This is a genomic window from Hamadaea sp. NPDC051192 (assembly GCF_040682475.1).
Classification (GTDB): domain Bacteria; phylum Actinomycetota; class Actinomycetes; order Mycobacteriales; family Micromonosporaceae; genus Hamadaea; species Hamadaea flava.
This window is the reverse complement of sequence record NZ_JBFBAZ010000031.1, coordinates 1-13,633: the sequence shown is the minus strand read 5'-3', so window position 1 is coordinate 13,633 and position 13,633 is coordinate 1. Positions and strand designations below refer to the sequence as shown.

Below are 13,633 nucleotides of genomic sequence, written 5' to 3'. Positions count from 1 at the left end.
GGCTCTGCCGATGATGATCCGCTGGCAAAGGAGGACGCTCTGGCGATGATCAGCGCCCCGGCATACTTGCCGGGTGACGATCAACGCGACGCCGCTGCGGGAGCGCACGCGCGAACAGGACCGGGTGACCTTCACCGAGCTGTTCTTCGACCTGGTCTACGTCTTCGCGGTGACGCAGCTGTCGCATCTGCTGCTGAGCAACCTGAGCTGGACCGGCGCCGTGCAGACGGCGATGCTGCTCGTGGCGGTCTGGTGGGCCTGGCAGTACACGACGTGGTTCACCAACTTCTTCCACCCCGACCGCCGCCCGGTACGCGTTGTGCTGTTCGCGGTGATGCTGGCCGGGCTGGTCATGGCGGCGATGCTGCCGGACGCGTTCGGCGGGCACGGCGCGGATCGGGGACTGGCCTTCGCCGTGGCGTACGCCGTGATCCAGATCGGCCGCACCGGGGCGGCGGTGTACTTCTTCCGCGGCATGCCGGTGCAGCGCGCCAACTTCCTGCGCATCCTGTTCTGGAACGCGCTGGCCGCGTCGGTGTGGATCGCGGGCGGCTTCGCGCACGGCCCCGCCCGGTACGCGCTGTGGCTGACCGCGATCGTGCTCGACCTCGCGGGGCCGCCGCTGCTGTTTCCGACGCCGATTCTGGGCCGATCGCGCACCGCCGAATGGGACATCTCCGGTACGCATTTCGCGGAGCGCTGCCAGCTGTTCCTGATCATCGCGCTGGGCGAGTCGATCCTCGTGACCGGGGCGACCTTCAGCTCCCTGCCGTTCACCTGGGACCGGCTGCTGGCCCTGGTCATCGCGTTCCTCGGCGCGGTCGCCTTCTGGTGGGTCTACTTCGACCGCAACGCCGAGATCGGCAGCGACGTCATCGCCCACTCGACCGACCCAGGCGCGTTGGGCCGCAACGCCTTCACCTACTTCCACCTGCCGATCGTGGCGGGCGTCATCGTCAGCGCGGTCGGCGACGAACTGGTCATCGCGCATCCGCTCGGCCACTCCAGCTGGCCGGCGATCGCGACGATCCTCGGGGGCGCGGCGCTGTTCCTCGCCGGGCACGCGCTCTACAAGTGGGCGCTGTCGCGGCAGCTCTCGCGCGTACAGCTGGTCGCGTCGGCCGTGCTGATCGCGGTGATGCCGATCGCGCCGCACCTGCCGCCGATCGTGCTCGCCGGGCTCGCGACAGTGGTCGTCGCCACCGTGGCGATCCGCGACAAACGCCGCTAGCTGTCAGCCGGTGGATGATCGTCGCTAGTGGACGGAGACGGCGGCTTCCGCGGTGAGCGCCAGGAACGTCAGCGACTCCTGGAGGTACAGTTCGATCACGTTGCCGTCGTGGGCCAGGTATCCGATGGACAGGTCCTGGCCGAGATGCAGCTCGTAGTCGCCGCCGCGGGTGGACACGAGCAACGCGCCCGCCAACGCCGGCGCCCAGATGATCTCGCCGTCCTTGAGCAGCCGGGCGAGGTGCTGGTGGATGGGATACCCGTGATCGGTCGTCTCCGCGACCGCCGTGTACGCCTCGGCGGACAGCAGCAGGCTGTAGGGCCCAGCGACACCGGCGAGCCGCAGCGCGCTCATCGCGCGGGCGACCGTGTCAGGGAACTCCTTGACGTCGGCGGGCATCGGCAGCGGCGCGTTCGAGCTGAACGGGCCGATCCCGACGATCCCGGCCGCCGACGAGCCGTCGAAGATCGTGCGGTCCTCGGCGAATCCGATGCGCTTGGCGGCATCCTTGACCGGCTGCCAGTCGGAGTCCTTCGCGCCACGCTCGACGTCGTCGACCGCCTGCCGCGTGACGGTGAACGGCACGCGCAGCTCCACGACCGGCTGCGCCAGTCGCTGCCGGGCGATCACCCCGTCGAGCTGGGCGTCGAGGTCCCGGAGATGGCCGGTGCCGACGGCGGACAACGTCACGCCGGTGGGGCCGACCACGTCGACCACCCGCCGCCCGCCGACGTTGCGGGTGAAGGTGCGGCGCGCCTCCGCCTCGATCTCCGCCCACGCGGCCTCGGAGATCGGGGCGAGTTCCCGGTGCAGGTTGTTCATGACTGTCCGCTCCCTTTCAGGCTCCCGATCGCCAGCGACCCGGCGGTCGCGCCGGTGCTCGGCTCGGCGGGCTCGCTGATCGTCGTCCGCAAGGCCGGCTGAGCAGTGGCGGCAGCCGGCGGATCTTCGAGGAACTCGGCCGTGGGCACGAAGAAGAGGTTGCCGGTGACCGCGGTGGAGAAGTCCAGGATCCGGTCGTGGTTGCCGGGCGGGTCGCCGAGGACCATGTTGCGCAGCATCTGCTCGATCACGTCCGGCGTGGCGGCGTACCCGATGAAGTAGGTGCCGAACTCGCCCTTGCCCACCGAGCCGAACGGCATGTTGTCGCGGACGATCTGCCGCTCGGTGCCGTCGGCGTCGGTGATGGTGTTCAGCGCGACATGGGAGTTGGCCGGCTTCACCTCGTCGGGCAGCTCGATGTCGCTGAGCTTGCGGCGGCCGATCACCCGTTCCTGCTCCTCGACCGGCAGGCGGTCCCAGGTCTCCAGGTCGTGCAGGTACTTCTGCACGACGACGTAGCTGCCGCCCGCGTACTCGGGGTCCTCATCGCCGACGGTCACCGCGGCGACCGCCGCCGACCCGGCGGGATTCTCGGTGCCGTCGACGAAACCGAGCAGGTCCCGCTCGTCGAAGTAGCGGAACCCGTGGACCTCGTCCACGACGTCGGCATGACCGGTGAGGCGCGCCATGATCTGGCGGGCCAGCTCGAAGCACAGGTCGAGACGCGTGGCTCGCAGATGGAACAGCAGATCGCCCGGCGTCGAGACGGCGGTGTGGACGCTGCCCGTCAAGGCGACGAACGGGTGCAGCCCGGCCGGTCGGGTCAGCCCGTACGCCCGGTCCCAGAAGTCCGCGCCGATTCCGACGACGCAGCCCAGGCCGGCCTCCGGTTCGCGGAACCCGACGGCGCGCGTCAGCCCGGCGACGTCGGCGAGCACGTCGCGTATCTCGTCTTCGGCGCCGGCCCGCACCGTGACGACGAGGAAGATCGCTGCCTTCGCCGGTGGCACCAGCACGCTCTGTGGTTCGAGAATCGTCATCGGATCACCCTTCGGATCATCCCCGGCCAGCCTATCGGCGCGGCGGCGATTCAGCCGGGGAATGCCGGACGGGATCCATGCCGCTCGGCGGGGCCACTGTCTCGGCTGGCCACTGTCTCGGCGGGGCCACTGTCTCGGCGGGCCACTGTGCGGGGATTGGCGCTTGCCCGGCCGAGCGGCGGGGCAGACTGTGAAGTCATGATCTTCGCGCACATCAGCGACACTCACTTCGACGGCGGCGAACGGGCCCGGCTGCGTGCGCGGCGGGTGATGACCTGGCTGCGGGGGATGCCGCTCGACGCGATCCTGGTCAGCGGGGACATCGCCGATCACGGCACGGAGGCGGAGTACGAGGAGGCCCGGTCCGAACTGGTCGCCGAGGTCCCCGTGCTGATCCTGCCGGGCAATCACGACGTACGCGCGGCGTACCGCAAGGTGCTGGGCGGCAACGGGGCGGGGGATGGCGCGGGCGAAGGGGCCGGCGAAGGGACTGGCGGTGAGCCGATCAACAGCGTGCACCGCGTGGGCCAGGTGTTGTTCGCGCTGTGCGACTCCAGCATCCCGGGCCGGGACGACGGGCTCCTCGCGCCCGAGACGCTGGCCTGGCTGCGCGAGGTGCTGGCCGGCGCCGACCGGCCCGTGTTCGTCGGGCTGCACCATCCGCCGATCCGGCTGCGGCATCCGCTGCTCGACTCCATCATGCTCGGCGAGCCCGGCGAGTTCGAGGAGCTGATCCGGCGCTCACCTGGCGTCGTGGCCGTGCTCGCCGGTCACGCGCATTCCGCGGTGGCCTCGACGTTCGGCGGACGCCCGTTGCTGCTCGCCCCGGGAGTCGTCTCGACCACCCGGCTGCCGTGGACCACACCGGAGGAACTGACCTGGGCGAACACCGTCGACCGGAACGATCCGCCGGGTGTGTCGTTCCACGTGCTCGACGACGACGGTCGCCTGGCGACCCACTTCCGCATCGCACCAGAGCCGGCCTGACGGAACACCGGCCTGACGGAACACCGGCCTGACGGAACGCCGGCCTGACGGAACACCGGCCTGACCGAACACCGGCCTGACCGAACGCCGGCCTGACGGGAGCTCCGGCCCATCGGGCGGGAGAGCCGGGCGCCCTGTCCGTGGGGCGCCCGGGCGAGTCACCCTTAGGCCGGCATCGTCAACCTCCTCCTGATGCGACGGACGGCCGGTGCCGTCCCGCGAGGCCAACGACCCCGCTACGGGGTTCGGACGGCCGGTGAGGGGGAGATCACTCGCACGTGGCGTGCGATCGGGCCCAACGGGTGACGTCAAGCGTCGGGGTTCGGGTGACCTCGCGGACGGCGCATCCGGCGGGTCACCGGCTTCTGGACGGCGCCCGTGCTCACGAGATGCTCGTAGATCGCGTCCCGGTACGCGACGACCGCCACGACCAGGTCGGAGGCGAGTTCGAGGTCCCCCTTCGTGAGCTCGCCGCCCTCGCTCGCGGCGAACGGGGTCAGCATGATCTCCATCAGCCCGGATCTGACCCACAGCATCGGCGGGCCGCCGTCCTCGGTGTCGGTCCGGATGATCGCCTCCGAGCCGAGGCGGACCACAACCTCCAAGGCCGAGGGCTCCCGCACGCCGTCCTCCGGTGTCCTGCCAGTCGTGTTGCCAGTCGTTTTGACCATCGTCCTGCCCGGTGTCACGGTGACCAGCCAACCAGGTACGCCGGCCCACCGACACGGTGACAACGTGGCAGAAAGGTGGCATACCCGTTGCACGGGGTGTCCTGATCTGCGTAAATATGCAAGACGGTTGGGGGTGAGGGGTGAAGCGCCGCGCGTTGGCCGAACGCCGCAAGACGATGGGGTTCAGCCAGGAGGATCTGGCCGCTGAACTCGGCGTCGACCGGACCACCGTCATCCGGTGGGAGTCCGGCGAGACCGAGCCTCAGCCGTGGCATCGGCCGCGGCTGGCCAAGGCGCTGCAGCTGCCCGTCGAGGACCTCGCCGACCTGCTCAGCGGCCCGCCCCCGGCGTACGCCCCGGGCCCGCCGCCAGCCCGAGCGCTGTCCTTCGAGGACGAAGCGTCGCGGGAGTTGTACCGGCGTGGGTACGGGTTGCTGGCGCACGGCGACCGGGAGGGCATCGGGGCGGCCGAGGCGCTGCTCGAACGGGCGGTCCACCACGATCCGACGTTCGCGGGGGCCATCGCGGCCCGCGGCTACACCCGATGGCGGAAGTACTTCGCGGGCTGGTCGGACTCCGGCGAGGCCCTGCAACGCGCACTCCGGGACGTCGAGGCGGCCCTCGAAGCGGACCCCGGTTCGGTCATCGCCCAGATCACCTTCATCCGCGCCTGCTGGGACATGGGCTGGCACGAGCACGCCCTGCGGGCCGGCCGCGCTGTCTACACCCGGCACCCCGACAGCCTCGACGCCTCGGTCGCGTTCGCCCGCGCGCTGACCAACGCCGGGCTCGCCGACGTCGCACTGCCGCTGGTCGACTCGGTGCTCGCGGCCGACCCCACCGACCTCGCCGCCCAGAAGCTGCGGATCTGGTGCCTGATGCTGCTCGGCCGCTTCGCCGACGCGGTCGAGACCGCGAGCGCGTACCTGCCCGGTCACCCCACCGACGCGAACACGCGCTGGGCGGTCGCGCTGGCGGCGTACCACTGGGAAGGCAGCGGGGACCTCGCGGCGCGAGTCGCCCGCGAAGCCGTGGCGGCCGATCCCGAGGACGTGACAGTGTGGACGCTCCTGGGCTACCTGAGCCCTGGGACCTGGGCGGAAGCACTGGACCGGCTCGGCGCGACCGAGCCGAACAGCCGGACCGCCGCGTGGCTCGCGAACATCCACGCGGCCGCCGGTCAGCGGGAGACGGCCGGCCGCCTGGCCGACGACCTGCGGGCCGCCCACCCCACGAACGGCTACATCATCTATCGATTGGCCCACGTGTACGCGGAACTGGGGCAGACCGAGCCGGCGCTGTCGTGCCTGCGCGCCGCGATCGACCTGGGTTTCCTGTCCGTGCAGCTGCTTCGCCGCGAAGCGGACTTCGGCCTCGCCTCGCTGCGGGGAATACCCGACTATGAGACGCTCATCCGACAGCTCGACGACAATGTGGAGCGATGCCGACGGCAGTACGTACCTTGGGGAGCCGCGAGATGAGCTTGGCCAAGAGTGACCGCGCCTGGATGTCCGGCCTCGCCGGCGAAGGCCTGGTCACCATCGGCGACCCCCGGCTGAAGGCGCCCGTCGCGGTGATCGACCCGCCGTCGGAGGCCCACGACCTGCTGGACGCGATGGTCACGCGACTGCGATCGCTGAACGGCGCCGGCCTCGCCGCCCCGCAGGTCGGCGTCTCCGCCCGCGCCGTCGTCGTCGAAGTACGCAAGACCGACGTCTTCCCCGACCGGCCGGAGACACCGCTCGTCGAGATGATCAACCCCGTGATCGTGCAGCGCACCCCGGCCGACGTGCTGGGCTGGGAAGGGTGCTTCAGCGTACCGGGGATCATGGGGGTCGTGCCCCGGTCGTTCTCGGTCGTGGTCACCTTCGCCGGACGAGACGGCTCAGTCGTGAACCAGGAGTTCACCGGGTACGCCGCCCGCGTCGTCCAGCACGAGGTCGACCACCTCGACGGGCACGAGTTCGTCGACCGGATGGGTTCGATGACCAGCCTCACGACCGTCCAGAACTACCTGGACCACCGGCGCGACGACCCCTCCTGGCTCCGCTGACGGGGCCGGCCGCTTCGCGCCCGGCTTTCGCGGCCCGGCTTTCGCGGCCCGGCTTCCGCGGCCCGGCTTCCGCGGCCCGGCTTCCGCGGCCCGGCTTCCGCGGCCCGGCTTCCGCGACCCGGCTTTTTGGCAGCAGATCACGGATATGCCTGGAATCTTGGGCCAAGATCGCATGCATATCCATGATCTGCTGCCTTCAGCGCGGCCAGCGCCCGGCGCCGAGCGCCCGCGAGGCGCGGGGTTAGCGCCCAGCGCGGGGTCCAGCGGGGGTCAGCGGAGCGCGGCAGCGCCGGCGGCGGCGTACTTCTCGTCGAGGTCGCCACTGGGCGCCCCGCCCACGCCGATGGCGGCGATCGGCGTACCGTCGACGACCACGGGAACCCCGCCACCCAGGAACAACGTGCCGGGGATGTCGCGGATGGACGGTCCGGTGCCCCCGGCGCGGCCGGCGAGCGCCGAGGTCGGCTGGCCGAACGACACGGCGGTGAACGCCTTGCGCTCGGCGGACTCGTCGGTCTGCGGGCCGGCACCGGTGCTGTGGAGGGCCAGCCGGACGACGCCGGAGCGGTCCATCACGACTACGGAGACCTTCTGGCCGTCCTTCGTCGCGGCGGAGAGAGCGGCCTGCGCCGCGCGCAGGACGGCGTCGTCGGTCAGCGTACGCACCTCGACGGTGGAGCGGACGGACACCGCGGGGGTGGCGGTGACGGCGGCGGCGGTGCTGGCCGGCAGTGCGATGCCGAGGGCTCCGGCGGCGGTCAACGCGCCTGCTCCGACGGTGAGGGCGAGACGACGGCTAATCTGCATGATCCCATTCCTTTCGAACGACTGACTCCGGGCGACTGACTCCGAGCGACTGCTTCGGAGAGGCTGACTTCGAGCCGGCTTTCCAGCGGCTGTTTCGGGCGGCCGATCCGGCGGAACGTCCGGCCGACGGATTCGAGTCTTGCCGGGAAAGGGCGGCCCCACCTGCGGCGGTTGATCGATCGCGGCATCCATCGAATGGTTGATGGCGGCGTTCGGCGCGGCCGTAGGGTTGGATCATGCGCGTCTGGATGCATGCTGGCTTCTACCTGTTGCTCGCCTCGTCGGCGGCCAGGTATGTGGCTCGGCATGGCTGGAGCGCGCCGGTGCTCGGGCTCGCCGCGTTGCTGGCGATCGCGTACGCCGTCGCCATGGTGTGGCGGCCGGTGTGGCGGCCCCGGCGGGTGGGCCTGCTCGTGGTGGCCGTCGTCTGGCTGGCGATCGTCCTGGTCGCGCCCAGCTTCGCGTTGTGCGCCGTGCCACTCGTCTTCGTCGCGTTGGACGACTACTCGCCCCGGACCGCAGTGACGATCATCGCCGTGCTCACGGCCGTGGTGGTGCTCTCGTTCGTCCGGCTCAACGGCTGGCATCCCGACGTCGGGCTCATCGCCGGCCCGGCCGGGGTCGCGATCATCACCACGGCCGCGTACCTCCAGTTGGCCCGGACCAGTCAGGCGTTGGCCGAGAGCCGACGCCGCGCGGGCGCGCTGGAAGAGCGCGCACGACTGGCCCGCGACCTGCACGACACCGTGGCCCAGGGGATGTCCAGCGTGAATCTGCTGCTCCAGGCGGCCGCCCGGGCCTGGCCCGCGGACGCCGCGCAGGCGAATCTGCGGCAGGCGATGACCGTGAACCGGGACACCCTCGGCGACATCCGGACGGTCGTGATGGACCTCAACTCGCTCCAGGGCCGTTCCCTGGAACAGGCGATCGCCGACGTCTGCGCCGGCGTTCGCGGCCCCGGGGTCCGGTTCGCCGTCGACGGCGACCGGTACGCATTGCCGGAGCAGACCGCGATGACTCTGCTGCGGATCGCCCAGGGCGCCCTGGCCAACGTCGCCGAGCACGCCCAGGCGCAGACCGCCGCGGTCACCTTGAGCTACCTGCCCAACGAGGTGCGGCTCGACGTCGTGGACGACGGGGTCGGCTTCGACAGCGCTCATTCCGGTGCCCGGCCGCCGGCCGGTCCGGGCCGAGGGTTCGGGCTCGAGGCGATCGCGCGCCGGGCCGAGCTGGCCGGCGGCCGGGTCACGATCGAGTCCGAGCCTGGCCGGGGCACGGCGATCGCGGTGGCGATCCCGACGGAGGGAGCCTCCTCATGAGACTGATGCTGGTCGACGATCACGTGGTCGTCCGGGCGGGCCTGCGCGCGCTGCTCGAATCCCAGCCGGGCGTCGAGGTCGTCGCCGAGACGGGTACCGGCGAGCAGGCGGTGTCCTTGGCTGCCGCACTGCATCCGCAGGTCGTCCTGATGGACCTCCAGCTCGGCTCGGGTATCGACGGCGTCGAGGCGACCCGGCGGCTGCTCGCCCTCGAACCGGCGCCCCGGGTGCTCGTACTGACCACATACGACAGTGACGCCGACGTGGTGCGGGCGATGGCCGCCGGGGCCGTCGGCTACATCCTCAAGGACATCGCGCCCGACGACCTGTTCCGCGCGATCGACGACGCGGCCGCTGGGCGTACCGCGCTGTCGGCCGCCGTGGCCGGCCGGCTCGCCCGTCAGGTGCACCAGCCGGGCGTCGCGCTGTCCGCCCGGGAGACGGAGATCGTCACTCTGCTCGCCGAGGGCCTGACCAACCAGCAGATCGCCCGCCGCCTGCTGATCAGCGAGGCCACGGTCAAGACCCACCTGGTCCACATCTTCAGCAAGCTCGGCGTCGACTCGCGTACCGCGGCGGTCACAGAAGCGGTCAACCGCCGCCTGATCACCCTGCGGGGCCGCCCATGAGGCCGCCCATGAAGCGCCGTCTGATCATCCTGTTCGCGGTCCTCGCGGCCGTGCTGTCCCTCACCGTCGTCGCCCTGCAGAAGGAGAAGACCGAGATGCCCTCCGCCGAAAACCTGCTGTCCGCCGCCGCCTCCGGTGACACCGCGACGGTACGCCGAGAGCTGGCGGCCGGCGTGCCGGTCGACGTACGCGACGGCCATCGGCGTACGCCGCTGCTGCTCGCGGCGTTGAACGATCACGTCGACACCGCGAAGGCGCTGCTGGACGCGGGGGCCGACGTCGACGCCCAAGACGACCGCAACGACAGCGCATGGCTGGTCACCGGCGTCACCGGCAGCGTGGCGATGCTGGAGGCGCTGCTCCCGGCCGGACCGGATCTGACCCTGCGCAACCGGTTCGGCGGGATCTCGGTGATCCCGGCCAGCGAACGCGGCCACGTCGACTACGTACGCCGAGTCGTCCAGACCGGTATCAACGTGAACCACGTCAACGATCTCGGCTGGACGGCGATGCTGGAAGCCGTGATCCTCGGTGACGGCACCCGGCCCTACGTCGAGATCGTCGGCATCCTGTTGGACGCGGGAGCCGATCCGGCCATCGCCGACAAGGACGGCGTCACGCCGTTGCAGCACGCCTCGGAGCGCGGCTACACCGATCTCGCCGGGCTGCTCCGATCCCGCGGCTGACCTGCCGGCCGAGCTGCTGGCCGAGCTGTCGGCTGACGTGCCTCGGTTGCCTGCCTCGGTCGCCTGCCCCGTTGCCTGTCTCAGTCGCCTGCGTCAGGTGCGGGGGAGGACCTTGGCGATCTCGGCCAGCGCCGCGTTGAGCGCCTGATATTCACGGTCGCCGATCTGATCCTCTTGGTGGAAGCGCGTCAGATGCCGGGCCGCGTCGGTCAGGTCGCTCCACGCTCGCCGGTTTCGGCCGCTGGCCGCGTTCCGGGCCAGGTCGCGCAGATCGCCGTCGAGGGTGTCCGCCGCATCGCCGTCGATGCGATCGGCCCGGTCATACGACGCGACCAGGTCGCGGGCGGCCGCGATGAGCTGCGCGGCCGTCTTCTTGGCCGGGGTCGGGGAGGGCTTGCGGGTCGGCGACGGCGAGATCTCCGTGGCCTCCGGGGTCGGCTCCAGCACTTCCTCGTCGGTGGGCTCGGCGGCGACGGTGGGCCCGGCGACCGGCTGCTTCGGCTCCGGTGTGCCGCCCGACAGGAGCAGCCCGGTGAGGATGCCGAGGACGATCGCCAGGACGGCGGCCCCGCCGATCACGCCGAAGAGCCACCGGTTGGACGAGCCTTGGGCGGCGTGCCGTCCCGGCTGGGTGGTCGGCAGCATCTGCGTCGGCGGATCCTGGTCGTACGCCATGTCGCAGATAATGCCCGGTCGCCCCGGTCCGGCGAAACCCGTGACACCGGCCCGTCCACACGGAGTGGCCCGCCTGGCGGCTGGGCGTGCCCCGGCCGCGTACGCTGCGCGGCATGACTGACCTGGTGACCCGGTATCTTCAGCTCGGCCTGCGGCTCGGCCGGGTGGAAGAAGGCCTGGTCGACGTCTATTTCGGGCCTCCCGAGCTGGCCGAAGCCGTCGCCGCCGAACCCGCGCCCACTGCGGGCCGGCTCGCCGACGAAGCCGCCGAGCTGCTCGCCGACCTGCCGGACGGCTGGCTGCGCGACCAGGTCAGCGGCGTTCGGGCGTACGCGGGAGTGCTGGCCGGCGAGCGGCTGACCTTCGCCGAGGAGGTCGCGGCCTGTTACGGCGTACGCACGGAGTTCACCGACGAGTCCGTCTTCGCGGCCGCACACGAGCAGCTGTCGGAGTTGCTGCCGGGATCCGGCCCGCTCGGCGATCGGTTCCGCGCCTGGCGTACCAGTCAGGTGCTGGAGCCGGACCGCGTCGAGGCGTTGGCGCGGGCGGCGATCGAGCTGGGCCGGGCTTGGACCGAGCGGCTCGTGGAGCTGCCGCCGGGCGAGGGTGTCGAGCTGGCCCTGGTACGCGACGAGGCCTGGTCGGGGTTCAACGAGTATCAGGGTGACCTGCGCGGGCTGACCTCGATCAACCTGGATCATCCACGGACCGCGCTGGACACGCTGCACCTGGTGCTGCACGAGACCTACCCGGGGCATCAGGCCGAGCGGGTGCTTAAAGACCACCGCCTCGTCCGCGGGCAGGGTGACCTCGCGGAGACGCTCGTCCTGGTGCCCACCCCGCAGTCGCTCATCAGCGAGGGCCTGGCTGAGCTGGCGCTGGACCTGGTCGTCGACGGGCCGGGCGGGGCGGAGTTCACGGCTGCCCTCGGCGTCGACGTGCGCCACGCGCTGGCAGTGGAGCGGGCCATCCAGCCGTTGCGCTGGGCCGACGTCAACGCCGCCATCATGCGGTCGGACGAAGGGCGGTCCGACGATGAGATCCGCGCCTATGTACGCCGCTGGGGCCTGCTGGACGAGGAGCAGGCCGAGCACGTGCTGCGGTTCATGAGCGCGCCCGGCAATCGGACATATCTGGCAGTCTACCCGGCCGGCCGGGAGCTGTGTCGGAGCTATGTGGACGGTGACCTCGCGAGGTTCCGGCGGCTCCTGGCCGACCAGGTACGCGTCAGCGACCTCGACGATCCGCGTTGATGATCAGCCCTGTTGGTCAGCCCTGTCGATCAGCCCTGACCCGTCGCCTTGTCGGGTTAGTCCCGTTGTGCCCGCCGCATGAGCGCCCTACCGTGCATTCATGGAGAAAACGCCGCTATCCCCCAAATTGGATGCCGCTTTCGACCAGATCGACCTCGCCCGGCGCGGCGCGATCGACCGCACCGCGATCCTGCACCAGGCCGGGCGCGTCCTCAGCGCGTTCGGTCAGGAGACCTCCACCGCCCGGGGTCGCGAGACCATCGCCCTCTACGGCTGGTACTGGGACTGCCTGTCCGCGCACGCGGGCGTACCCAGTGACGGGCGCATGACGCGAGAGGAGTTCGGCACGGCCTTCCAAGGCGCGTTCATCGACGGCGAGAAGTTCGCCGCCGTCTACACGCCGATGGCGCTCGCCACGATCCGGCTCGCCGACACCGACAACGACGGCTACCTCGTCCCGGCCGAGCTGGCCCGGCTGTGGCACGCCATCGGATCGTCGGTCGACGACATCACCGGCGCGTTCACCGCCGTCGACGCCGACGGCGACGGCCGGCTCTCCGTCCTCGAAGTGCTGGACGCCATCCGCGACTTCTACACCAGCGACGACCCGGCGTCGCCCGGCAACATGCTCTACCGGCAGGTGGCGCGCACGGCTTAAGCCCGGTCACCTGCTCCTGGCAGGTGACGCCGGCGGCGTAAGGCTGGTCGCCTGCTCCTGGCGGCGGCTCAGGGCCGGTCGCCGAGCGCCAGCAGTACCTGCCGAAGCGCGGCGATCGCCGCCTTTCGATCGGGCTCCGGCACGGCCGCCAGTGCGGTCGCCTGGGCGGTGGTCGCCGCGCGTACGGCTTCCTCCGAAAGCCGCACACCTGTCTTTGTCAGGCGTACCCAGGAACTGCGGGCGTCGGCCGGGTCCGCTTCGCGGTCGAGCAGCTTCGCTTCGGTCAGCCGGCGTACCAGGTTGCTCGTGCCGCCCGAGGACAGCATGAGCCGAGTGGCCAGATCGGACGGTCGCAGCCGATAGGGGGAGCCGGACGCACGCAGCACCGCGAGGATCTCGTACTCGGCTTTGGTCAGGCCGAGCCGGGCCAGCTCGGCGTTGACCTTGTCGCCGAGGATCGCCGCGAGCCGGGCGGCCCGCTTGGCCAGCTCCAGCTCTTCGCCGACGACGCCGGGCAGCTCCTGCGCCCAGGCCGCGGCGATCTCGTCGGTGGAGTCCCTGCTCACGCCCTCGATGGTAGAGGAGGGTTGCGGCCTGGTCCGATCATGAAGTACCTTTCAGAAAAGCTTTCTCGAAAGGTATCATCGTGTTGCTCCTCAAGAACGCCCACGTGGTGCCCGGTGACGGCGCGCCCGAACTGCCCGCCACCGACGTCCTCGTCCGCGACGGCGAGATCGCCGCCGTCGCCCCGAACCTGGCCGCGCCGGACGCCGAGGTCATCGACGCCACTGGCACCGGGGAG

The 13,633-nt window shown here is 71.1% G+C and carries 15 protein-coding genes; 9 read left to right on the top strand and 6 right to left on the bottom strand.

The window, feature by feature from the left end:
- Window positions 1-73 precede the first annotated feature (73 nt).
- Entirely contained in the window at window positions 74-1,231 is a 1,158-nt protein-coding gene (locus AB0M47_RS15860; protein ID WP_363413426.1) for a low temperature requirement protein A, read from the top strand.
- Between the two features lie 24 nt (window positions 1,232-1,255).
- Here AB0M47_RS15860 and AB0M47_RS15855 read toward each other — a convergent pair whose 3' ends face one another.
- Together AB0M47_RS15855 and AB0M47_RS15850 are read right to left on the bottom strand one after the other, a co-directional pair.
- Window positions 1,256-2,053, bottom strand: a complete 798-nt coding sequence (locus AB0M47_RS15855; RefSeq protein ID WP_253755950.1) for a family 1 encapsulin nanocompartment shell protein — start codon at window positions 2,051-2,053, stop codon at window positions 1,256-1,258.
- Complete coding sequence (locus tag AB0M47_RS15850; protein ID WP_363413423.1) at window positions 2,050-3,093, bottom strand: Dyp-type peroxidase; 1,044 nt, start codon at window positions 3,091-3,093, stop codon at window positions 2,050-2,052. The genes AB0M47_RS15855 and AB0M47_RS15850 overlap by 4 nt, the downstream gene beginning before the upstream one ends.
- A gap of 198 nt (window positions 3,094-3,291) precedes the next feature.
- Between AB0M47_RS15850 and AB0M47_RS15845 the strand changes: the two genes are divergently transcribed.
- The gene (locus AB0M47_RS15845) at window positions 3,292-4,080 is read left to right on the top strand and encodes a metallophosphoesterase (RefSeq protein WP_363413420.1); all 789 of its coding nucleotides are present in this window, start codon (window positions 3,292-3,294) and stop codon (window positions 4,078-4,080) included.
- Between the two features lie 308 nt (window positions 4,081-4,388).
- Here the strand turns inward: AB0M47_RS15845 and AB0M47_RS15840 are convergent, their stop codons facing one another.
- Entirely contained in the window at window positions 4,389-4,703 is a 315-nt protein-coding gene (locus tag AB0M47_RS15840) for a hypothetical protein (protein WP_363413417.1), read from the bottom strand.
- Window positions 4,704-4,891: 188 nt separating this feature from the next.
- Here AB0M47_RS15840 and AB0M47_RS15835 point away from each other — a divergent pair, with 188 nt between their 5' ends.
- A complete protein-coding gene (locus AB0M47_RS15835) occupies window positions 4,892-6,232 on the top strand; it encodes a tetratricopeptide repeat protein (protein WP_363413414.1) in 1,341 nt (446 codons plus the stop codon).
- Entirely contained in the window at window positions 6,229-6,804 is a 576-nt protein-coding gene (gene def, locus AB0M47_RS15830) for a peptide deformylase (protein ID WP_363413411.1), read from the top strand. The genes AB0M47_RS15835 and def overlap by 4 nt, the downstream gene beginning before the upstream one ends.
- Before the next feature lie 270 nt (window positions 6,805-7,074).
- On the opposite strand, the gene AB0M47_RS15825 is transcribed toward def, so the two are convergent.
- On the bottom strand, window positions 7,075-7,611 hold the full coding sequence (locus AB0M47_RS15825) for a heme-binding protein (protein ID WP_363413408.1): 537 nt from the start codon (window positions 7,609-7,611) through the stop codon (window positions 7,075-7,077).
- Window positions 7,612-7,847: 236 nt separating this feature from the next.
- Here AB0M47_RS15825 and AB0M47_RS15820 point away from each other — a divergent pair, with 236 nt between their 5' ends.
- The 3 genes from AB0M47_RS15820 to AB0M47_RS15810 are packed head-to-tail and all read left to right on the top strand — an operon-like array spanning window position 7,848 to window position 10,245.
- Complete coding sequence (locus AB0M47_RS15820) at window positions 7,848-8,930, top strand: sensor histidine kinase (RefSeq protein WP_363413405.1); 1,083 nt, start codon at window positions 7,848-7,850, stop codon at window positions 8,928-8,930.
- The gene (locus AB0M47_RS15815; RefSeq protein WP_363413402.1) at window positions 8,927-9,559 is read left to right on the top strand and encodes a response regulator transcription factor; all 633 of its coding nucleotides are present in this window, start codon (window positions 8,927-8,929) and stop codon (window positions 9,557-9,559) included. Before AB0M47_RS15820 ends, AB0M47_RS15815 begins: the two co-directional genes overlap by 4 nt.
- Window positions 9,560-9,567: 8 nt before the next feature.
- The gene (locus AB0M47_RS15810) at window positions 9,568-10,245 is read left to right on the top strand and encodes an ankyrin repeat domain-containing protein (RefSeq protein WP_363413399.1); all 678 of its coding nucleotides are present in this window, start codon (window positions 9,568-9,570) and stop codon (window positions 10,243-10,245) included.
- Between the two features lie 93 nt (window positions 10,246-10,338).
- Here AB0M47_RS15810 and AB0M47_RS15805 read toward each other — a convergent pair whose 3' ends face one another.
- The gene (locus AB0M47_RS15805; protein ID WP_363413396.1) at window positions 10,339-10,920 is read right to left on the bottom strand and encodes a hypothetical protein; all 582 of its coding nucleotides are present in this window, start codon (window positions 10,918-10,920) and stop codon (window positions 10,339-10,341) included.
- Between the two features lie 113 nt (window positions 10,921-11,033).
- On the opposite strand from AB0M47_RS15805, the gene AB0M47_RS15800 reads away from it, so the two are divergent.
- Both AB0M47_RS15800 and AB0M47_RS15795 read left to right on the top strand, forming a co-directional pair.
- Entirely contained in the window at window positions 11,034-12,173 is a 1,140-nt protein-coding gene (locus AB0M47_RS15800; RefSeq protein WP_363413393.1) for a hypothetical protein, read from the top strand.
- Between the two features lie 100 nt (window positions 12,174-12,273).
- On the top strand, window positions 12,274-12,831 hold the full coding sequence (locus AB0M47_RS15795; protein WP_363413390.1) for an EF-hand domain-containing protein: 558 nt from the start codon (window positions 12,274-12,276) through the stop codon (window positions 12,829-12,831).
- Between the two features lie 68 nt (window positions 12,832-12,899).
- Here AB0M47_RS15795 and AB0M47_RS15790 read toward each other — a convergent pair whose 3' ends face one another.
- Complete coding sequence (locus tag AB0M47_RS15790; RefSeq protein WP_363413387.1) at window positions 12,900-13,397, bottom strand: MarR family transcriptional regulator; 498 nt, start codon at window positions 13,395-13,397, stop codon at window positions 12,900-12,902.
- Window positions 13,398-13,633: the final 236 nt, after the last annotated feature.

Bases quoted from the DNA above. Each gene is read 5' to 3' on its own strand.
- AB0M47_RS15820 (WP_363413405.1), top strand. From the start codon at position 7,848: ATGCGCGTCTGGATGCATGCTGGCTTCTACCTGTTGCTCGCCTCGTCG.
- AB0M47_RS15800 (WP_363413393.1), top strand. From the start codon at position 11,034: ATGACTGACCTGGTGACCCGGTATCTTCAGCTCGGCCTGCGGCTCGGC.
- AB0M47_RS15850 (WP_363413423.1), bottom strand. From the start codon at position 3,093: ATGACGATTCTCGAACCACAGAGCGTGCTGGTGCCACCGGCGAAGGCA.
- AB0M47_RS15810 (WP_363413399.1), top strand. From the start codon at position 9,568: ATGAAGCGCCGTCTGATCATCCTGTTCGCGGTCCTCGCGGCCGTGCTG.
- AB0M47_RS15825 (WP_363413408.1), bottom strand. From the start codon at position 7,611: ATGCAGATTAGCCGTCGTCTCGCCCTCACCGTCGGAGCAGGCGCGTTG.
- AB0M47_RS15795 (WP_363413390.1), top strand. From the start codon at position 12,274: ATGGAGAAAACGCCGCTATCCCCCAAATTGGATGCCGCTTTCGACCAG.
- def (WP_363413411.1), top strand. From the start codon at position 6,229: ATGAGCTTGGCCAAGAGTGACCGCGCCTGGATGTCCGGCCTCGCCGGC.
- AB0M47_RS15805 (WP_363413396.1), bottom strand. From the start codon at position 10,920: ATGGCGTACGACCAGGATCCGCCGACGCAGATGCTGCCGACCACCCAG.
- AB0M47_RS15845 (WP_363413420.1), top strand. From the start codon at position 3,292: ATGATCTTCGCGCACATCAGCGACACTCACTTCGACGGCGGCGAACGG.
- AB0M47_RS15855 (WP_253755950.1), bottom strand. From the start codon at position 2,053: ATGAACAACCTGCACCGGGAACTCGCCCCGATCTCCGAGGCCGCGTGG.
- AB0M47_RS15815 (WP_363413402.1), top strand. From the start codon at position 8,927: ATGAGACTGATGCTGGTCGACGATCACGTGGTCGTCCGGGCGGGCCTG.